Annotated in this window: 16 protein-coding genes and 1 pseudogene; 1 reads left to right on the forward strand and 16 read right to left on the reverse strand. The window is 75.5% G+C overall.

Annotated elements, in window-relative coordinates; genetic code table 11:
• Positions 1-39: 39 nt before the first annotated feature.
• Both ABZW14_RS13395 and ABZW14_RS13400 read right to left on the reverse strand, forming a co-directional pair.
• Positions 40-834, reverse strand: coding sequence for a maleylpyruvate isomerase family mycothiol-dependent enzyme (locus tag ABZW14_RS13395; protein WP_355344667.1), 795 nt, complete (start codon positions 832-834; stop codon positions 40-42).
• A 73-nt stretch (positions 835-907) separates the two neighbouring features.
• Positions 908-1297: a DUF2267 domain-containing protein gene (locus ABZW14_RS13400; RefSeq protein WP_355344670.1), complete on the reverse strand. Its 390-nt coding sequence runs from the start codon at positions 1295-1297 to the stop codon at positions 908-910.
• A 112-nt stretch (positions 1298-1409) separates the two neighbouring features.
• Here ABZW14_RS13400 and ligD point away from each other — a divergent pair, with 112 nt between their 5' ends.
• Positions 1410-2372 (forward strand): non-homologous end-joining DNA ligase, encoded by a 963-nt coding sequence (ligD, locus tag ABZW14_RS13405; protein WP_355344673.1) that lies wholly within the window; start codon positions 1410-1412, stop codon positions 2370-2372.
• A gap of 67 nt (positions 2373-2439) precedes the next feature.
• Here the strand turns inward: ligD and ABZW14_RS13410 are convergent, their stop codons facing one another.
• From ABZW14_RS13410 to ABZW14_RS13475, 14 genes and pseudogenes are all read right to left on the reverse strand, one after another.
• A complete protein-coding gene (locus tag ABZW14_RS13410) occupies positions 2440-4293 on the reverse strand; it encodes a transketolase (RefSeq protein ID WP_355345149.1) in 1854 nt (617 codons plus the stop codon).
• A gap of 65 nt (positions 4294-4358) precedes the next feature.
• Positions 4359-5802 (reverse strand): annotated as a pseudogene (locus ABZW14_RS13415) (MFS transporter).
• Positions 5803-5917: 115 nt separating this feature from the next.
• Positions 5918-6880, reverse strand: coding sequence for a hypothetical protein (locus tag ABZW14_RS13420; protein WP_355344676.1), 963 nt, complete (start codon positions 6878-6880; stop codon positions 5918-5920).
• Between the two features lie 73 nt (positions 6881-6953).
• On the reverse strand, positions 6954-7922 hold the full coding sequence (locus ABZW14_RS13425) for a hypothetical protein (RefSeq protein WP_355344679.1): 969 nt from the start codon (positions 7920-7922) through the stop codon (positions 6954-6956).
• A gap of 55 nt (positions 7923-7977) precedes the next feature.
• Positions 7978-9606: a serine/threonine-protein kinase gene (locus tag ABZW14_RS13430; RefSeq protein ID WP_355344682.1), complete on the reverse strand. Its 1629-nt coding sequence runs from the start codon at positions 9604-9606 to the stop codon at positions 7978-7980.
• Positions 9607-9776: 170 nt separating this feature from the next.
• Positions 9777-10277 (reverse strand): hypothetical protein, encoded by a 501-nt coding sequence (locus ABZW14_RS13435; protein WP_355344685.1) that lies wholly within the window; start codon positions 10275-10277, stop codon positions 9777-9779.
• Between the two features lie 17 nt (positions 10278-10294).
• Positions 10295-11092 (reverse strand): hypothetical protein, encoded by a 798-nt coding sequence (locus ABZW14_RS13440; protein WP_355344688.1) that lies wholly within the window; start codon positions 11090-11092, stop codon positions 10295-10297.
• A complete protein-coding gene (locus ABZW14_RS13445; RefSeq protein WP_355344691.1) occupies positions 11089-12327 on the reverse strand; it encodes an MlaD family protein in 1239 nt (412 codons plus the stop codon). Before ABZW14_RS13445 ends, ABZW14_RS13440 begins: the two co-directional genes overlap by 4 nt.
• Complete coding sequence (locus ABZW14_RS13450) at positions 12324-13763, reverse strand: MCE family protein (RefSeq protein WP_355344694.1); 1440 nt, start codon at positions 13761-13763, stop codon at positions 12324-12326. The genes ABZW14_RS13445 and ABZW14_RS13450 overlap by 4 nt, the downstream gene beginning before the upstream one ends.
• Positions 13760-15004, reverse strand: a complete 1245-nt coding sequence (locus tag ABZW14_RS13455) for an MCE family protein (RefSeq protein WP_355344697.1) — start codon at positions 15002-15004, stop codon at positions 13760-13762. The genes ABZW14_RS13450 and ABZW14_RS13455 overlap by 4 nt, the downstream gene beginning before the upstream one ends.
• Positions 15004-15990 (reverse strand): MCE family protein, encoded by a 987-nt coding sequence (locus tag ABZW14_RS13460; protein WP_355344700.1) that lies wholly within the window; start codon positions 15988-15990, stop codon positions 15004-15006. The genes ABZW14_RS13455 and ABZW14_RS13460 overlap by 1 nt, the downstream gene beginning before the upstream one ends.
• Positions 15987-17021 carry an MCE family protein gene (locus ABZW14_RS13465; RefSeq protein WP_355344702.1) on the reverse strand — a complete coding sequence of 345 codons (1035 nt, stop codon included), beginning with the start codon at positions 17019-17021 and terminating at the stop codon, positions 15987-15989. The genes ABZW14_RS13460 and ABZW14_RS13465 overlap by 4 nt, the downstream gene beginning before the upstream one ends.
• The gene (locus ABZW14_RS13470; RefSeq protein WP_355344705.1) at positions 17018-18307 is read right to left on the reverse strand and encodes an MCE family protein; all 1290 of its coding nucleotides are present in this window, start codon (positions 18305-18307) and stop codon (positions 17018-17020) included. Before ABZW14_RS13470 ends, ABZW14_RS13465 begins: the two co-directional genes overlap by 4 nt.
• A 2-nt stretch (positions 18308-18309) precedes the next feature.
• Positions 18310-19113 (reverse strand): ABC transporter permease, encoded by an 804-nt coding sequence (locus ABZW14_RS13475; protein ID WP_355344708.1) that lies wholly within the window; start codon positions 19111-19113, stop codon positions 18310-18312.
• Position 19114 lies beyond the last annotated feature (1 nt).

The following is a 19114-nucleotide window of genomic DNA, read 5'->3' on the forward strand; positions in this document are numbered from 1 at the left end:
GTGGTGGGGCCGGCGGCCACCCGGCCGCCGGCCCCACCGTCAGCCGAACGCGACCGCCGCCAGCCAGCGGTCCAGCAGCTTCGCGTCGCCGAGCACCTCGACGACCGCGGTGTCGACCGGGCGGCGCCGGTAGACCATGAGCAGCAGCTCGGTCACCGGGCCGCGGACCGCCACGGCAGCCTTCTCGTGCGCCCGCCGCCAGGCGAGGGTGTCGCCCGTGAGGTCCACGAGCCACTCCGCGTCCAACTCGGCGGGCACGTCGGTGGCGTGGAGATGCAGGGTGCGGCCGGGCCCGAGCAGGTCACGCCGGTGCGGGAAGATGTCCAGCATCTGCGGCAGGGAGCCCAGCTCCAGCCACTCGTCCAGCGCGTCGACCGCCACCGCCGGGTCGACGGCGAAGTCCACGCCCAGTGCGAGGGCGGCGTCGGCGCGGTGCAGCAGCGTCTCGTTGGCGAACCGGCGCGCCCAGAACACCCCGGCGGCCGGCACCGGCATCGGCGTCCAGGTGGTCACGTCCGGGCCCGCCTCGCCGAGCGCGTCGGCCAGCGCGGCGCCGCTCTCCACCAGCCAGGGACCGACCACCGCCGGCTCCTCGTCGGCGTACGGGGACAGGTCGCGGAAATGGGTGTCGGACGGCGGCCGTTCGGCGCGGGTGCGGACCACGTCGGCCGCCCAACGCTGGCCGCCGCCGAGGTGCCGGGCCAGCTGGCCCACGTTCCACCCTGGGCAGGACGGGACGGGCGTGGTCAGGTCGGCGCCGTCGAGGTGGGTGCGGAGCAGGTCGCTCTGGGCGACGATCTCGGCGCGGTGGCGGTCGAAGCTCAGGGCGGCCATCCGCCCAACCTAGCCCCGGGCCGGCCGCCCCGGCGGGAGCCACCGGTGGGCGTTTCGTCCTGCTGCGGCCGGGTCAGGGCGTGCGCGGCACGGGCTGGGCCAGCGCGCCGATCTCCCGCGGCAGCTGGGCCAGGGCGTGCTCGAACTCGTTGTGCCCGACCACCCGGTGCAGGGTCTGCAACACGGCCCTCGCGCCGCGCTCGGCCAGGTCCGGCGCCGTCCCGGCGCGCTCGGCCACCCGGCGCAGGAACTCGTCGTACCCGAACGCCTGCGGTTCCTCTGGGCGGGCCCGGGCCAGCAGCGGGCGCAGCTCGTGCGCCACGTGGTCGGCCAGGTCCGCCGCCTCGCCGCCGCTGATCCGCTCGGCGAGGGTGCGCAAGGTCGCCTCGGTCAGGGATCGCGCGGTGTCCGCCGGCACGCCCGCCCGTTCGGCCACCTTCGCCACGAACTCCAGCTCCGCCATCGTCGGTCCTTCCGTCCCGGAGACGGGTGGCTACCCGCCGACGACCACCACAAACGACCGCCGTCCGGGCGAAAGACCGGAAACCTGCGCCGGCCGGGGCCATGATCGGGATGTGGCCGCCAGGATGCCGACGCTCGTGCCGCCGATGCTCGCCGCCCTCGGCGCGCTGCCCACCGGGCCCGGCTGGGGCTACGAGTTCAAGTGGGACGGCGTGCGCGCGATCGCGTACGTCGCCCGCGGGCTGCGGCTGCTCAGCCGCAACGACCGGGACGTCACCGGGGCGTACCCGGAGCTGGGCGAGCTCACGGACCTCCTGGCCGGGCGACGGGCGGTGCTCGACGGCGAGATCGTGGCGCTCGACGCCGGGGGCCGACCCAGCTTCTCGGCGCTCCAGCGGCGGATGCACGTGCGGGCGCCTTCCGCCACGCTGGTCGCCTCGACCCCGGTCCGGTACTACCTGTTCGACCTGCTGCACCTCGACGGGCGGGACCTCACCACCCGGCCGTACACGGAACGGCGGGCGGCCCTGGAGGAGCTGGGGCTCAGCGGCGAGACCGTCGAGACGCCGCCCTACTGGACCGGCGAGGCCGGCCGGGACCTGGCCACGGCGGCGGCGGACCTGGGCCTGGAGGGGGTGGTCGCCAAGCAGCTCCGGTCGCCCTACGAGCCCGGGCGCCGGGGCGCGACCTGGGTCAAGGTGCCGCTCAACGACACGGTCGAGGTGATCGTGGGCGGGTGGAAGCCGGGTTCCGGCCGGCGGTCCGGCGCCATCGGGTCGCTGCTGCTCGGCATGTACGACGAGCACGACCGGCTGCACTACATCGGGCAGGTGGGCACGGGCTTCACCCAGGCCGTGCTGCGTGACCTGGCCGGCCGCCTGGAGCCGCTGACCCGGCCGGACCCGCCGTTCGCCGCGGTGCCGCGCGAGCACGCCCGCCAGGCCGTCTGGGTCGACCCGGTGCTGGTCGGTGACGTCACCTTCCGGTCGTGGACGCCCGACCGCCGGTTGCGCCACCCGTCCTGGAAGGGACTGCGCAGCGACCGGGACCCGGCGGAGATCCGGCTGCGGCGCTGACCCCGCTCCGGCGCCACGAGCCCGGGCACCGGATTCCCGGGACGACGCGGACTGCGCCGGGCGGCCGTCAGGCCAGGGCGCGCGCCGCGCTGACGATCGCGAAGGCGCCGATGCCCGCCCGGTCCATCTGCTGCGCCGGGGTACCGGAGCCGGGCAGCCCGCGGACCGCCAGGTGGCGGATCCGCACGGGCTCGGCCAGGTCGGCCAGCTCCTCCAGCACGGCGGACCCCAGCCCGCCCTGCGGGTAGTGGTCCTCGACCACCACCAACCGGCCGCCGGTGTCCCGCACGGCGTCGAGCAGCCGCTGCCGGTCGACCGGCTTGACGGAGTAGAGGTCGATGACCCGCGCGTCGATGCCCTCCCGGGCCAGGTCGTCGGCGGCGGTCAGGCAGTTGTGCACGGTCACCCCGGCGCCGATGAGCGCCACGTCGGTCCCCTCGCGGAGCACCTTGCTGCCCCCGATCGGGAAGGCGTCGCCGTTGTCGTAGAGCACCGGGTACTTGCCGCGGGTGGTGCGCAGGTAGCTGACGCCCTGGCAGTCGGCCATGGCGGCCACCAGGGCCGCGCAGGAGACCGCGTCGCTGGGGTAGAGCACTGTCGACCCGTGCACGGCGCGCAGGGCGGCGAGGTCCTCCAGGCCCATCTGGGAGGGACCGTCCGGGCCGATCTCGACGCCGGCGTGCGAGCCGGCGAGGGCGATGTCAGCCCGGGAGATGCCGGCCATCCGGATGAAGTCGTAGGCGCGGGACAGGAACGCGGCGAAGGTGGCCGCGAAGGGCCGGTAGCCCCGGACCCGCAGCCCCACCGCCGCGGCGACGAGCTGCTGCTCGGCGATGAACATCTCGAAGAACCGGTCCGGGTACGCCTCGCCGAACTTGTCCGACCGGGTGGAGTCGCTGACCTCGCCGTCGAGCACCACCACGTCTGGCCGGACGCCCAGCGCGCGCAGCGCCTCCCCGTACGCGTTGCGGGTGGCCACCTTCGCCCCCTTCTCGTACCGGGGCAGCTCGGGCGCCTGACCGGCGGGGGCGGGTGCGGGCGGCGCGGCGGCGGGCCGCGGCCCGGTGACCCGGATCGACCGCACACCGCCCAGGCCCTGGACGGCCCGCTCGGCCTGCTCCGGTTCGAGCGCCTTGCCGTGCCAGTCCGGCCGGTTCTCGATCTCCGGCACGCCCTTGCCCTTGACCGTCCGGGCGAGCACGACCGTCGGACCGGTCGCCTGCCGGGCCTGTCCGAACGCCTCGTCGATCGCGGCGAGGTCGTGACCGTCGACGACGAGCGGGTGGCACCCGAACGCCTCGACCCGCCGGCGGTAGGTGTCCAGGTCCCACTCCAGCTCGGTCGGCCCCCGCTGCCCGAACCGGTTCACGTCCACGATCGCGGTGAGGTTGCGCAGCCCGAAGTGGCCCGCCTTGTCCAGGGCCTCCCAGATGGAGCCCTCGGCGGTCTCGCTGTCGCCGCAGAGCACCCAGACGTGGAACGGCACCCGGTCCAGGTACTGCCCGGCCAGGGCGACGCCGACGCCGACCGGCAGCCCCTGGCCGAGCGAGCCGGTCGCGACGTCCACCCAGGGCAGCACCGGGGTGGGGTGGCCCTGGAGGCGGGAGCCCGACTGGCGGTAGCACTCCAGCAGCTCCTGCTCGCTGATCGCGCCGGTCGCCCGGAAGACCGCGTACAGCAGTGGCGAGGCGTGGCCCTTGGAGAAGATCAGGTGGTCGTTGGCGCGGTTGCCCGGGTAGGACCAGTCGTAGCGCAGGTGGCGGGCGACCAACACGGCGAGCAGGTCGGCGGCGGACAGGCTCGACGTCGGGTGGCCGGAGCCGGCCCGGGTGCTGCACCGGATCGAGTCCACGCGGAGCTGGGCCGCGAGGTCCGCCAGTCCGTCCAGTTCCTCGTCGCGCAGGGTGCGCTCTGCTTCCATCGTCACGCCGCGTCGCCTCCGTCCGGGTCGGGCCACCGCGCCGGCCACTTCCGCCCATACGGTAATCATGAAACAGCCGAATTTTCGGGTAACGACCTATTCGACGGAACCCGGCGGCCGGGACGGCGGGTGCCCAGACGACCGGCCAGGAGCAGGTACGGCAGCACGGCCACCGCGAACGCGACCGCGTGACCGGCGGCGCCCGCGACGACGCCGTACCCCGCGTAGACCCCGATGATCGCCAGGTCGGTGGCCATCCCCGCCACCGAGGTGACCGTCGCCCGGTCCGGCCCGCTGATCCGGGCCTGGAGCCGGACGTCGGCCAGCACGGTGGCGAGCTGGAACGCCGCGAACGCGACGCCCACCAGCACGAACCCGGCCGGGTGGCGGACCAGGGCGCCCGCAGCAAGGGCCAGCGCCGCGCTGGCCAGCAGGGCGGCGAAGCCCCGGTCGCCCAGCCGCTCCCCCACCGGGGCCAGCAGACCGCCCACGGTGGTGCCGGCCCAGACCAGCACGAGCAGCAGCGGCACGGTGGCCGCCGGGATCCCGGTGTCCCGGGCCAGCAGCGGCGTGTACTCGTCCAGGGCGCCCCACACCGCGGCGACCGCCGGCACCAGCAGCAGCGCGGCCCGCACCGACCGGTCGGCACGGGCCTCGGCCAGCCCGCCACGCATGCTGCTCCACCAGCCCGGCTCGGCCGGGTCGAGCTCGTGCGGGTCGAGCCCGGTCGGATCGGGCCGGGTCGGATCGGGCCGGGTCGGATCGGGCCGGGTCGGATCGGGCCGGGTGGCGCCGGCCGTGCCGGCCGGGGTCGCACCGGCCGGGACGTGGTGTGCCGGTGCCGCCGCCCGGTGTTCGGGGAACCGGGTGGCGACCGCCGCGGCGGCCAGGCACGCCGCCACGCTCGCCGCGCCGACCGCCGGGTAGCCGCCGAGGGCCAGCACCGGAGCGGCCAGCCCCATGGCGCCGACCACCCCGAGCAGCTCGGCGGTCCGCGCGCGGCCGGCCACGCGGGCGTACCGGCTGGCGGCGCCCAGCCGGTCGAGTTCGGTCCAGACCAGCGCCTCCAGGGCGCCGGAGCGCAGCGCGCCGCCCGCGCCCCAGAGCAGGAAGCCGACGGCGAACGCCGGGTAGGACGGTACGAGCACCCAGAGGGCGAAACCGGCGGCCGTCAACAGCGGGGCGAGGCAGAGCAGCAGCCGCCGGGAGACCGCGTCGGCCCAGGCGCCCGAGGGCACCTCCAGCAGGATGCCGGCGGCCGACCAGAGCACGAAGAGCGAGGAGATCTGCCCGACCGACAGCCCGGTGTCGGCGAAGAGCAGCGTGTAGACCGGGTAGAGCAGGACCAGGTCGGTGAGGAACGCGTAGGCGTAGAGCGTGGCGGCGAGCCGGCGCTCGGCGGGCACGCGCGCGGAGACGATGAGCATGAGGGCCTTCCCACGGGGACGTGACGGACACCGGACGTGCGGTGTCCGCGGTGGCCCGCGGGCTCGACCCTCGGCAGGGCATCAATGTCGCCAGTGCATGCGCCGATCCTAGCCGGGCGCCCGGTCCCCACGCCGCCCCGCGCAGACGAACCGGGGTGGGACCCCGAAGGGCCCCACCCCGGTCGGCGTGCGCTCGGTCAGCGGCGGGAGCGGTCCACGTCCGCCTGCGGGATGACCATGGTGGCCTCGCTGTCGGCGGCCTGCGTGGCCGTCGGCTGCCGCGGGGTGGTCGGCTGGGTCCGGTCCGGGTCGCCGTACGCCGGCACCGGCTGGGTCGGCTCCGCCGCGCCGTACGGGGCGACCGGCTGGGTCCGGTCCGATTCGGCCTCGCCGGCCACCGGCCGGGTCAGCTCGGCCTCGGCGTAGGGGCCGGCCGTGCCGAACCGCGCCTCGACGTCGCGGCGCCCGGCCTGGTACGCCCGGGCGTGCGTGGCGATCGTCCGCGACTCCTCCTCGGCGCGGGCCAGCCAGTTCTCCCAGCGGCTCTGCATCGGGCGGACCAGGCCGCCGCCGACGCCGACGACCAGGATGCCGCCGATGGTGGCGAGCACGGCGATCAGCACCGGCGTGGTCACCGTGGTGGCGACGCCGATCTGGTTGAGCGCGGCGATGACGCCGAGGCCGAGGATGAACACCGAGGCGATGTTCGCCAGGACCCGGCCGTAGGACAGGCCGCCGAGGGCGCTGGCGATGATGTCCTTGACCGCCTTGGCGATGGCCGCGGCCACCACCACGATGACGATGGCGACGAACGCCCGGGGCAGCCAGGCGACGACACCGTGGATCAGGTCCGAGATCGGGTTCGGGCCCCAGATGCCGAAGGCGAGCTGGAGGGTGACCAGCAGCACCGCGTAGTAGGCGAGCTTGGCGACGATGTCGCTGGCGTCGTACTTCGAACGCGCCAGGGCGGTCTTGATCCCGCCGCGCTCGACGGCCCGGTCGAAGTGGACCCGCTCCAGGACCTTGTCCACGATCTTCAGCACGGCCTTGGCGACCAGCCAGCCCACGATCAGGATGGCGACGAATGCGACCGCCTTGGGCAGGAACAGCATCACCGAACGGAACGCGTCACCCACCGCGTCCCCGAAGTTGTCTCTCATCGAAGGGCCTCCACGCACAGGGTCAGGGTCGGTTCGCTTGGAGCTACCCTGTGCGGCCGCCGGAGAAACGCGGTCAGCCGCCGGGGCAGCGGTAGCGGACCTGCGTGCCGGCCTGCACCGGCGACGGTTCGATGATGTTGACGGTGGCGCTCTCGGTGGTCGCGCCGATCCCGCTGAACGTCCACTTGAGGGTGAGGGTGGCGGTCCGCTGGCCGCGCGCGACCCGCTCGGTGAGCAGGCCGCCGGGCGGGGCGTCCGAGCGGAACCACTGGTAGCGGATCACTCCGCCGCGCCCGTTGGTGCGCACCGTGGCCACCACGTCGACCGTGACGTCGCAGGCGACCCCGGGCGGCCGGGGCACCGCCACGGTGACCCCCTCGACCTCCAGCGGTTGCAGCCGCTGCCACAGGTAGAGGCCGACCACCACCAGCAGCGCCGCCGTGAGCACGGTGGACAGCACCGAGACGACCCGGCGCCAGACCGGGCGGGACGGCCGCGCCGGAGGCAGCGACGGCCAGGCCGGAGCGGGCGGCGGCGTGGCCGGCACGCCCGGCCCGAAGCGCAGTTCCCCGCCGGGCGCCGGCGCCGCGGCACCGGTCACCGCCCGCGCACCCACCGTCGCCTCCCGGTACGCCCCGGCGGTCGGCGCGTCCCCGGCCACGGCGGCCGGGTGCTGCCGGGGCGACGCGGTGAAGGTCGGCTGGGCGGGCCGCGGTGCGTGGCCCGCCGGGGCGCCAAGCGGCGTGGTCGGCTCCGACGCGTCGGCGAGATGCACGGTCGGCCGGGGCACGGCGCCGAAGTGCACGGTCGGCTCGGCCCCGCCGGTCGGCGCGGTGAAGTGCACGGTCGTGTCGGGGCCGAGGGCCGAAGCGGTCCGGTCGGGTGCGCCGAGGTGCACGGTCGCGTCCGGGCCGAGGTGGACGGTCGCACCGGACCGGGAGACGTCCGGACGGCCGTCGTGGCCGAGGTCGACGGTCGCGCTGGGGTCGGCGGGCAGCGCCCGGGTGGGCAGCGCCTCGGTCGGCTCCTCCGGCCGGGTCACGCCGGCCGTCCCCGGGTCGCGGTGGGGGTGTGGGCAGCGGGCACGGTCTCCACTCCTAGCCGGGGGTGCAGTAGTTGTAGAGCGTCACGTACACCGGGGACGCCGAGGTGGTCGCGTTGCCGGCGGCGTCGACGGCGGTGACCTCGATCGGGATGCGGGTGCTCCGCCTCGGCGCCGGCAGCGGGCCGAGCGTGCCCCGGAACACGCCGCGCCCGGCGGAGGCCATCGAACCCGTGCCGGTGGCGCCGCCGAGGGTGTAGCGGAAGGTGACCGTCAGGGCCGCCGGGCCGCTGCGGTCGTCGGTGACCGTGGCGGTGACCGTGCTGGTCTTGTCGCCGTACGGGCAGCCCTGCGGTTCGAGCTGGCCCGGGTCGGCGGCGACGCCACCGACGGTGGGGGCGGTGACGTCGGGCGGGGGTGGTGGCGCGGTGCTGGCCGGCGGGGTCGGTGCGGGCGCGCTGGTGCGTACCGGCGAGGGGCTGGGCGTCGCGGACCGGGAGCCGCTCGGCGTGGCGCTGGGGGCGGCGCTCGGCGTCGCCGACGGGGTGGCGGTCGCGGTCGGCGCCGGGGTGCCGGTCGGGGTGGCGCCGCCCGGTCCGGTGGTGGTGCCGGCGACGGCCGGGCCGGTCGGGCCCTCGGCGGCGGGCTCCTCGTTGGCGGCGTAGCTGTAGCCGGCGCCGCCGGCCAGCAGGGCGGCCACCAGGGCGCCGCCGGTCAGCGCGGCCCGCGCGCGGCCCCGGCGGAACCGGCCGCGGCCCGTCGTCGCGCCGAGCGTGGTGCTCGCCAGGCTCGTGGCGCCGCCCGCGCCGTCGGGGAACGGCCACAGCGCGGCGAGCAGGGCGGCGCGGCGGGCCAGCTCGCGCACCCCGCGCTCCTCCCACTGGCCGCCGTAGCCGGCGCCGGCCACCCGGTCGAGGAGTTCCAGGAACACCTGGGCGGGCTGGGGCCGCTCGCCGGGGCTCTTGGCCATGCCGTGGCGGAGCAGCTCGTGCACCGGCGCGGGCGCCGGGTCGGTCGGGATGGGCGCGGACGCGTGCTGCTCGCGCAGGGTGAGCAGGTCCCGCCCCTCGTACGGGGGCCGGCCGGTGAGGCACTCGAAGAAGGTGGCGGTGGCCGCGTAGATGTCGCAGGCCGGGCTGGCCGGGGCGCCGGTCCACTGCTCCGGCGCCATGTAGCGGGGGGTGCCGGACACGGTGGTGTCGGAGCCCTGGCCGACCGGCACGGCGATGCCGAAGTCCGCGAGCTTGCTCAGCCCCTCGCCGGTGACCAGCACGTTCTCCGGCTTGTAGTCGCGGTGCACCACGCCACGGGCGTGCGCGGCGGCGAGGCCGGCGAGCGAGCCCTTCAGCACGCAGAGCGCCGCCTCGGGGGTGGTGGGGCCGTGCGCGCGCAGCATCTGGCGCAGCGAGACCCCGTTGACCAGCTCCATGACGATGGCCGCGCCGTGCGGCGACTCGACGTACTCGTAGAGGCGGCTGACGTGCCGGTCGTCGATCTCGCCGAGCAGCCGGGCCTCCTCGCGGAAGGCCGTCCGGAAGGACGAGTCGGCGCCGATGTCGCGGACCAGGTACTTGATGGCGACCGGGGTGCCGGTGGCGTCGTGGGTGGCGAGCACGACGCTGCCCGACGCACCGGCGCCGAGCCGACGGACCGGCGTGTAGCCGGACAGCTGCCAGCCGCTCATGCGACGGCCTCCACACCGTTCCAGGGGCGGGTGTCGGCCTCCGCCTCGCTGGTCATTCTGGTCGCGCCGACGGCGGCGTCCATCGGCGCAACGGATGCTTCCGCCTGTGCGGGCGGATGGTCGGGAACGGACACACCGCCACTGCTAGCAGACCCCGGCAAGCCCGCGGGTCAGATGGCGGTGGCCTGAACGACCTTCCACTCGCCGTGCACCGGGACCAGGGTCAGCACCACCCGGTTCTGGTCCACCTTCTCCCCCGCCGTGGTCACGTTGCGCCGGTACTGGTTGAGGTAGAGCAGCAGCTCCACCCGGTCCGGCTCGGCGTCGACCACGCCCGTGGCGGACACTTCGGCGAGCACCACGGCCTGCTGTTTCGTGGCGGTCGCCTTGAGCGCCGAGGTGGTCTGCGCGTACTCGTCGGCGAACGCGCCGGTGGCGAACGTGCGGCCGTTGGCGACGCTGTCGTCGAAGGTGCGGTAGTCGTACGAGAAGAGGGCCTTGGCGGCGGCCGGCGCGGTGGCCAGGGCCTGGCGGACGGCCTGGTCGCGCTGGCCGGCGCGGTGGTCGGCGATCCAGCCGGCCACCGTCACGGCGGCGGCCAGCAGCAGCGCGACGACCAGCAGCGGCACGGGCCGCGGCCGGGGTCGGCGCAGGACGGTCGGTAGGCGCATCGGTCTCCTCCTGTCGGTCATCCGACGAACTGGAGCCTGGTCACGAGCCAGTCCCCCGAGTCCCGGTCCCGGATCAGGTCGAGCTGGATCCGGTAGTGCGACGGCCGCCCGTCGGGGGCCTTCACGTTGCGGACGGTGGCGTCGACCGCCACCAGCACCACGGCGCGCCGCCGGTCGCCGGAGACGAGACCGGCCCGCAGCACGGTCCCCTGTGACTGGACCTTGTTCTCCACCACCGCGGAGCGGACCTGGGCCTGCCCGCGGGTGAACTCGTCCTTGAAGTCCCCGGTGGCGCCGGCGGTGATCCGGCTCAGGTCCCGGTCGACGCTGGCCGCGCTGACCGAGACGAAGTTGACGGCGGCCTGCCGGGCGGCGGCCACGGCCTCCCGGCGGGCCTGGTCGGTGGCCCGGTCGACGTACCAGCGGTGGCCCTGCACGCCGGCGCCGGCCAGGGCCGCGGCGAGCAGCACCACGAGCAGCGCCACGAGCACCCGGCCGCGCCGGGTCGGGGCGGTGCCGGCCGGGCCGGCGGCGGCGTCCGGGTCGGCGGGCTGCGGCTCGGGTTCCGGCTCGGGCAGGTCCTCGACCGCGGCCGGGTCGCCGACGACGGTGAGGTCCCCGGCCTCGATCGGATCCTCGACCGGTTCCCGGTCGAGCCGTTCCAGCACCCGTTCGATCGGCTCGGCGGATGCCGGGACCGCGCGGTTGACCAGGCGGCGGCGCGGTGTGGCCGGGCCGGCCTTCGCGCCCTTGATGACCTTCAACGTGGTGTTCCTGCGGCTGGGCACCGCCACCTCCTCGGGTACGCCGGTCACGGGGTCACCCCGGCGAGCAACAGCTGTTTCCAGGACTGGGCCCCGGCGGTGCGGTACTGGCCGCCGGTGCCGCCGAACTGCAACGGGCGGCCGTCGGCGCCGAGCACCAGGCCGGTGGCCGGGTCGTACCCGGGATCACCGCCCCGGTCGGCCGCGGGCGGGGGCGCGGGGTCGGCGCCGGAGGGCCGGGGCGCGTTCCCGGCGCCGCGCACGCTCGCCCCGCCGGCCCGCTCGGCCGCGTCGCACCGGGTGGCGCCGCCGGAGTAGACACAGGACGGCGGGTTGCCCAGGTTGACCACCAGGCCGAGGTGGGCGGTGCCGTCGCCGGGGGTGACGGTGTACCCGCCGGCCACCGCGATCGGGTAGACCACCAGGAGCTGCTCGATGCCGGGCAGCCGCCGCGCGGCGATGCCGTTGACGGTGACCAGGTTGCCGAGCAGCACGCCGACGTCGGGTTCCAGGCCGCGCAGCAGCGCCCGCAGCTCGGCACCGGCCGGCGGTCCGCCGGCCAGCAGCCGGCGCAGGTCGGGGTCGGCGGAGCGGAGCGTCGCGGCGAGCTGCGCGAGCCCGGCCGACCAGCGGCGCAGCGCCTCGGAGGACTCGGCCTGGGTGGTCAGCACCGTCCGCGCGTCGCGGATCAGCGCGAGCGTCTCGGGCAGCCGCCGGTCCGCCTCGGCGAGCAGGGCGTCCCCGGCGTCGAGGAGCCGGGCGAGGGCCTGCTCGTTGCCCTCGAACGCGGTGCCCAGCTCGGTGACGAGGACGGCCAGGTCGTCCGGGTCGACCGAGCGGACCAGCGCGTCCAGGTTGGACAGCAGGGTCTCGGGGGCCAGGGGGAGGCCCGTCCGGTCGGCCGGGATCACCGACCCGTCGGCCAGGTACGGTCCGCCGTCGCGCTCGGGGCGCAGGTCGAGGTACTGCTCGCCGACGGCGGAGCGCTGGGCGACCACGGCGCGCAGCGCGTCGGGGACCCGGACGCCCCGGTCGAGGCGCAGGTCGGCGCGGACCGCCTCACCGCGCAGGGTGACCGCGGTGACCCGGCCGACGGGCACGCCGCGGTAGGTGACCGGGGCGTTGGCGAACAGCCCTCCGGCGCGGGCCAGGTCGACGTGGACGACGTAACCGGTGTGGAACAACCGGTCGCCGAGGCCGACGTAGCGGACACCGACGTAGCCGACGCCCAGGATGCTCACCAGCACGAAGGCGAGCACCTGGAGCTTCACGGTGCGTCCGATCACGGGATCAGCCCTCCCCCGAGCACGTCGGTCAGGCCGCCGACCTGGCCGAGGACGGCGCCGGTCACCGGCAGCACGCACTCGGCGGTGAGCACGGTGCCGTCGGGCAGTTCGGTGCCCGCGGGGAGCGCCGTGCCCTGCGGCACGAGTCCCTTGGGCAGCAGCAGCCCGCCCAGCGGCACGGTGGAGCCGGGCTTGAGCAGCTTGCAGCCGGCCGGCAGGCCGCACTCCTTCGGCGGGGTGAAGACGGCCGGGAAGTCCTTCAGGTCCGGCAGGCACTTGAGCAGCGGCAGGTCCGGCAGGCCGGGCAGGCCGGGCAGGACGCCGCCGGGCTTGGCGCCGGGGCGCGCCGGGCTGCCGGTGGCGGGCGGCCGGGGTCCCGTCGAGGTGGCCGGCCGGGACGTCCGCGGCGCCGGGCCGGGCGCGGCGGCCACCAGGTTGGCCAGGATGCTGGCGGCGTCCAGGTCGGCCGTGATGGACAGGTTCACGAAGTCGCCGACGATCGCGCCGGTGACGTTCGGCGGGAACGGGAACGTGAGCATGAAGTCCAGCGACTTCGGCAGGTCGTCGCCGGCGCGGGCGAGCTGTTCCAGGATCGGTTGCAGGGCGGTCACGGAGGCCACCGTGTCGGCCCGGCTGCGCTCCACCACCCGGGTGCCCACGGTGCCGAGCCGGCCCAGCGCGGTCAGGGCCTTGGTGAGCTGGGCGCGTTGCCGGGCCAGCACGGTGAGGCCCGGGGCGAGGGCGTCCAGCGCGTCGCCGACGACCTGGCGCTGCCGGGCCAGCCGGCCGCTGAGCCGGTCGAGCGCGTCGATGGCCCGGACGATGTCGGCCTTCTGCCGGTCGAGCCCGCCGAGGAACGTGTCGAGCTGGGTGAGGGTGTCCCGCAGCGCCGGTTCGCGGCCGGCCAGGGCCCGGTTCAGCTCGGCGTTGATGGTGCGGAGCTGGGCCAGCCCACCGCCGTTGAGCAGCAGGCCCAGGGCCGCCAGGACCTCCTCCACCTCGGCGCCACGGGTGGTGCGGGACAGCGGAATGAGGTCGCCGTCGGCCAGGTCGCCGCGGGCCGGCTCGGCCGGCGGCGGGGCCACCGCCACGTACTTCTCGCCGAGCAGGCTGCTCTGGCGGACGGCGGCGGTGGCGTTCGCCGGCAGCCGCACCGCCCGGTCGATGCGCAGCCGGACCCGGGCGTGCCAGCCGTCCAGCGAGATCTTCTCGACGCTGCCGACGGTGACGTCGTCGACCTTGACGGCGGCCCGGGGGACCAGGTCCAGCACGTCGGTGAACTCGGCGGTGACCGTGTAGCCGGGTCCGGCGGGCCGGCCGCCGGGCAGTGGCAGGTCGGCCACCTCGGGCAGGCCGCAGCCGGCCGGCAGCAGGGCCACGGCCAGCGCGCCGGCCAGCAGCCGCACGCCGGTCCACCGGGCCGGCCGGGCGCTCACGCCGGGCCCCGCAGGATGCCGCCGAGCGTGGGATCGCTCGGGATGGAGGAGCCGCCCGGCGCCTCGTCGGCGGTCGGCGCACCGGGGGAGCTGATGGATCCCGGTGAGGACCCGCCTCCCGCCGGGGCGCCGGGCGGCAGCTTGAGCAGCTTGCGCAGCTGGTCGGTGAGGGGCAGCCCGCGCTGGCGCAGGGTCTGCGCGAGTTTGGTGCAGATCGCCGGCACCTGGGCGACGGGAAGCTGGTCGGCCATGAGCGAGCAGGCGAAGGTGGCCGGGTCGTACGGCCCGAGCGGGTTGTCGCGGGTGTCCAGGGTGCCGGAGCGGGGGTTGTAGGCGAGGTTGAGGTTGCCGATCGCGAGCGGCGCCACGTCGAGGATCTGGATGACCGCCTGCTGCTGGCGGACCAGCACCCGGGTGATGTCGGCCAGCGCGGTGACGTTCGAGGTCAGCGCGGTCCGGTTCTGCCGCACGAAGGTCGTCACGTCGCCGAGCGCGCCGGCCAGGTTGCGCATCGCCCGGGCCAGCTCCTCCTTCTCCCCGGCGAGCTGCTCGGCGACGTCGGCGAGCTGCTGCTGGAAGCGGCGTACCTGCTGGTCGCTGCGGGCCAGCGTGGTGGTGAAGCGTTGCAGGTTGGCCACCGTGCCGAACAGGTCGCCGCGCCCGCTGGACAGGGTGGTCAGCGCGCGGGACACCCCGTCGAGGGTGTCGTGCAGCTCGGCGCCGTTGCCCTCGAGGTTCGCCCGGCCGGTCGCGACCAGGCCGGACAGGGCCCCGTCGGCGTTGGCGCCCTCCGGGCCGAGGGTCCGGTTGAACTCGTCGAGCGCCGCGTAGATGTCGTCGATCTCCATGGGCGCGGCGGTCCGGTCGACCGGGATCCGCGCGCCGTCGCCGAGCTCGGCGCCGCCGGTGTACGCCGGGGTGAGCTGCACGTACCGGTCGCTGACCACGCTGGGCGGGACGATCAGCGCCTGCGCGCCGGCCGGCAGCCGCAGGTCCGGGTCGTAGCGCATCTCGACGCGGACCACCCGCCCCTGCGGGACCACCTTCTCGACCTCGCCGACGCGGACGCCCAGGATGCGGACGTCGGAGCCGGCGTAGACGCCGACCGCGCGGGTGAAGTAGGCGACGACCCGCCGGTCCGGGGGTTGGTGGCGCCACACGGCCGCCCCGACGGCGACGGCGGTGAGCAGCACGGTGGCCGCGGCGAGCGGCCGCCGCCAGCGCTGGATCCGACCGGGCATCAGCGACCTCCGGTGGCGGCGGGCAGGTACGGCTGGAGCAGTCCGTCCACGTACGAGTCGAACCAGCGCCCGTTGCCGACGACGTTGGCGAACGTGGTGACGAACGGGCCCATCCTGCGGATGGTCTGCTCCAGGTCGTCGCGGTTGCGTTGCAGCACGGCGACGACGTCGCGCAGCTTGCGCAGCGCCGGTTCGAGCCGGGTGCGGTTGTCGGCGACCAGCCCGGAGAGCTGGGTGGCGAGCTGGTCGGTGCCGACCAGGAGCTGGTGGATGGCGTCCCGCCGCCGGCTGACCTCGGCGAGGAGCTTCTCCCCGTCGGTGACCAGCTTGCGGAACTCCTCGTCCCGTTCGGCGAGCACGCCCGTGACGCCCCGGGCCCGGGACAGCAGGGTGCGCAGCTCGGCGTCCCGGGAGGAGACGGTGCGGGACAGCCGGGACAGCCCGGTGAGTGAGGTGTTCACGCTGGGCGGGGTGTCGGCGAACGTCTCCGACAGGGTGGTGAACGCCCGGGCGAGCTGGTCGGTGTCCACCTTGTCGAGGGTGTCGGCGAGGCCGGTGACGGCCTGCACCACGTCGAACGGTGCGGCCGTGCGGTCCAGCGGGATCTGCCCGCGCTCGGGCAGCTTCCCCGGGCCGGCCGGGGCGAGCGCCAGATACTTCTGCCCGAGCACCGTCTTGATCCGGATGGTGGCGCCGGTGTCCCGGCCGAGGCGTACGCCGTCGTCGTCGACCCGGAACCGCACCCGCACGTACGGCCGGGGCTCGCGGGCCAGTTCCACGGCGGTGACCACTCCGACCCGCACCCCGGCCACCCGCACCTCGTTGCCGGTGGCCAGGCCGCTGGCGTCGTGGAACGCGGCGGCGTACGAGCGGCCGGTCAGCGCGGCGATCCGGTCGAGCTGGAACGCGCCGAGCAGGGCGGCCACGAGCACGGTCAGCCCGACCGCGCCGACGACCACGGGATTGCGTTCGCGGAACGGTCTCACCGGGCACCTCCGGTGGCGCAGCGGGCGGCCGTGGCGTCGACGCCGGGCACGGTGAGCGGCGCGTGGCCGTCGACGGCGAGCCGGCCGTCGAAGTCGCAGAGGTAGAAGTTGAACCAGGAGCCGTACGAGGCGACCCGGGTCAGCGACTCGTAGCGTTGCGGCAGCCGGCCCAGGGTGGCGTCGATGACGGCGGAGTTGCGGTTCAGCGTGCCGGCCAGGTCGTCGAGGGCGCGGACGTCGGCGGCGAGCGGCGGCCGGGTCTCGCGCAGCAGCCCGGCGGTGGTGTCGGTCAGCTCGCCGAGGCTGACCAGCGCCTCGCCGATGGCGGTGCGGTCGGCGGAGAGCCCGGAGACGAACTGCTGGAGCTGGGTGACGCTCTGGTCCAGTTCCCGGTCGTGGCCCGCCAGGGTGCCGAGCACCTGGTTGAGGTTGGTGACCACGCGGCCGATCACCGCGTCCCGGTCGGCCAGGGTGCTGGTCAGCGAGGCGGTGCGCCGCAGCAGGCTGGCCACCGTGCCGCCCTCGCCCTGGAGCACCTGGACGATCTCGTACGCCAGCTTGTTGACCTCGGCGGGGTCGAGGGCGGTGAACAGCGGCCGGAAGCCGTTGAACAGCACGGTCAGGTCCAGCGCCGGTTTGGTCTGGGCGAGCGGGATGAGGCCGTCGGCACGCAGCGGGCGGGGGTCACCGGGGCCCTCGGTCAGCGCCAGGTAGCGCTGGCCGACCAGGTTGCGGTAGCGGACGGCGGCGCGCACGCCGACGGCCACCGGCACCGTCCGGTCGACGGTGAAGGACACCTCGGCGGTCGTGTCGTCGACCACCCGGATGCCGGAGACCTTGCCCACCCGCACCCCGGCGATCCGCACGTCGTCGCCGGGGAGCAGCCCGGTCACGTCGGTGAACCGGGCCCGGTAGGTGGTGCCGCCGGGCGGGAACGCGCCGAGGGTCTGCGCGAGCAGCGCGGTGGCCAGCAGCGTGATCGCCGCGAACACCAGCAGCTTGACCAGTGCGGGGGTCGTCTTCCCGGTCATCGGGCGGTCACCACCGCTCCGCGCAGCAGCGGGCCCCAGAGCAGCACCGCGATGTCGGGCACCTCGGCGGGCGGTGTCCCCGTGATCCCGCCGACGAGCGGCTTCACCAGCGCCCGCTCCTCGCCGGTGCCGGCCCGGCCCATCGCCGGGGAGGCCGGCGCCGCGGAGGCCCCGCCGGCCGGCACGCCCACGGGCAGGGGTTTCGGGGTACGGGTCCCGCCGTAGTCGTAGCCGTCGGCGACGGCCACCTCCGGTGCGGGCACCTTCGGGTTCGGCAGGCCGTGGCAGTCCGGGCCGTTCTGCGCGCCGTAGACCGGCTCGTCGCGGCCCCGCTCGTAGGGGCCGCCGTCGCGGGTGACCTCCAGGGTGATGTGCATCCGGCCGCCGCTGAAGACCTCCTCGACCCGGGGTTGCAGGTCGACCAGGCCGTGCACGAGGCACGGGTACTCGGGCGCGTAGGCGGCGAGCAGTTCCAGCACCGGGCGGCTGACCTGGCCGACCCGGATGAGCTGGTCGCCGTTCCGGTCCAGGAACCCGCGGGCGGTGTCGGCCGTGTCGGTGGTGTCGGCGAGGAACGCGGCGAGCTGGTCGCGCTGGTCGCCGACGGTGCGCGCGGTGACGGTCACGTCCCGCAGCAGGGCCAGCAGGTCGGGCAGCGCCGCGTCGTAGCTGTCCAGCACGACGGCGAGCTGCCGCAGGTCCTCGGCGACGGTCGGGAGTTGCGGGTTGAGCTGCCGCAGGTAGGCGCCGAGCCGGACCAGGTTGGCGCCGAGCCGGTCGCCGCGCCCCTCCAGGGCGGTGGTGATCGCGCCGAGGGTGGTGGCGAGCTGGTCGGGGCGGACGGACTGGAGCAGAGGCAGCGCCTCGTCGAGCACCCGTTCCAGCTCCACGGCGGTGCGGCTGCGGTCCTGGCTGATCACCGCGCCGTCGCGGATCGGCCCGGCGGTGCTGCCCGGGGGCGGGACGAGTTCCACGTACCGCTCGCCGAAGAGGGTCTTGGGCAGCAGCCGGGCGGTCACGTCGGCGGGGATCCGGCCGGTGGTGGCCGGGTCGAGGGCCAGCCCGATCACCGCGCCGTGCCCGTCGCTGCGCACCGAGCGGACGCCGCCGACCACCACTCCGCGTACCTTCACGTCGGCGCCTTCCAGAAGGTGCAGGCCGGCGCGGTCGGCGCGGAGGGTGACCCGATCGACCGGGGTGAACGCCCCGCGGTACTGAAGGACGGCGGCGGTCAGCGCCGCGGTGAGCAGGGCGACGAAGACGAGGCCGAGAAGACGGTGTCGCATGGTCACCCCGCGATCCGGACGGTGGTGGTGGCGCCCCAGATGGCCAGGGACAGGAAGAAGTCCACGACGTTGACCGCGACGATCGCGGTCCGCACGGCCCGGCCGACGGCGACGCCGACCGCGGCCGGCCCGCCCTGGGCGGTGTAGCCGTACCAGCAGTGCACGAGCACCACGATCACGCTGAACACCAGCACCTTGCCGAAGGACCAGAGCACGTCCGCGGGCGGCAGGAACAGGTGGAAGTAGTAGTCGTAGGTGCCGGCGGACTGTCCGAAGTAGCCGACCGCGATGGTGCGGGTGGCCAGGTAGCTGGCGAGCAGGCCCAGCACGTACAGCGGGATGACCGCGATGAAGCCGGCGATCATGCGGGTGGTGACGAGGAACGGCAACGAGGGCACGCCCATCACCTCCAGCGCGTCGACCTCCTCGGAGATCCGCATGGCGCCGAGCTGGGCCGTGAAGCCGCAACCGACGGTGGCCGACAGGGCCAGCGCGGCGACCAGCGGCGAGATCTCCCGGGTGTTGAAGTACGCCGACACGAAGCCGGTGAAGGCGCTGCTGCCGATCTGGTCGAGCGCCTGGTAGCCCTGGAGCCCGACCTCGGTGCCGGTGAAGAAGGTGAGGAAGCAGATCACCCCGACGGTGCCGCCGAGCACGGCAAGCGCGCCGGTGCCGAAGCTGACCTCGGCCAGCAGCCGGACCACCTCACGCCGGTAGCGGCGCAGGGTGCGCGGCGCCCAGGCCAGCGCGCGCAGGTGGAAGGCGAGCTGCCCGCCCAGGTCGTCGAGATACCGCAGGACCGCCACG

Source organism: Micromonospora sp. NPDC004551 (assembly GCF_040609975.1).
GTDB lineage: Bacteria > Actinomycetota > Actinomycetes > Mycobacteriales > Micromonosporaceae > Micromonospora.

Coding starts and splice junctions, on each gene's coding strand:
- ABZW14_RS13400 (WP_355344670.1), bottom strand. CDS start 1,297: ATGGCGGAGCTGGAGTTCGTGGCGAAGGTGGCCGAACGGGCGGGCGTG.
- ABZW14_RS13410 (WP_355345149.1), bottom strand. CDS start 4,293: ATGGAAGCAGAGCGCACCCTGCGCGACGAGGAACTGGACGGACTGGCG.
- ABZW14_RS13435 (WP_355344685.1), bottom strand. CDS start 10,277: ATGCGCCTACCGACCGTCCTGCGCCGACCCCGGCCGCGGCCCGTGCCG.
- ABZW14_RS13430 (WP_355344682.1), bottom strand. CDS start 9,606: ATGAGCGGCTGGCAGCTGTCCGGCTACACGCCGGTCCGTCGGCTCGGC.
- ABZW14_RS13455 (WP_355344697.1), bottom strand. CDS start 15,004: ATGCCCGGTCGGATCCAGCGCTGGCGGCGGCCGCTCGCCGCGGCCACC.
- ABZW14_RS13470 (WP_355344705.1), bottom strand. CDS start 18,307: ATGCGACACCGTCTTCTCGGCCTCGTCTTCGTCGCCCTGCTCACCGCG.
- ABZW14_RS13420 (WP_355344676.1), bottom strand. CDS start 6,880: ATGAGAGACAACTTCGGGGACGCGGTGGGTGACGCGTTCCGTTCGGTG.
- ABZW14_RS13465 (WP_355344702.1), bottom strand. CDS start 17,021: ATGACCGGGAAGACGACCCCCGCACTGGTCAAGCTGCTGGTGTTCGCG.
- ABZW14_RS13395 (WP_355344667.1), bottom strand. CDS start 834: ATGGCCGCCCTGAGCTTCGACCGCCACCGCGCCGAGATCGTCGCCCAG.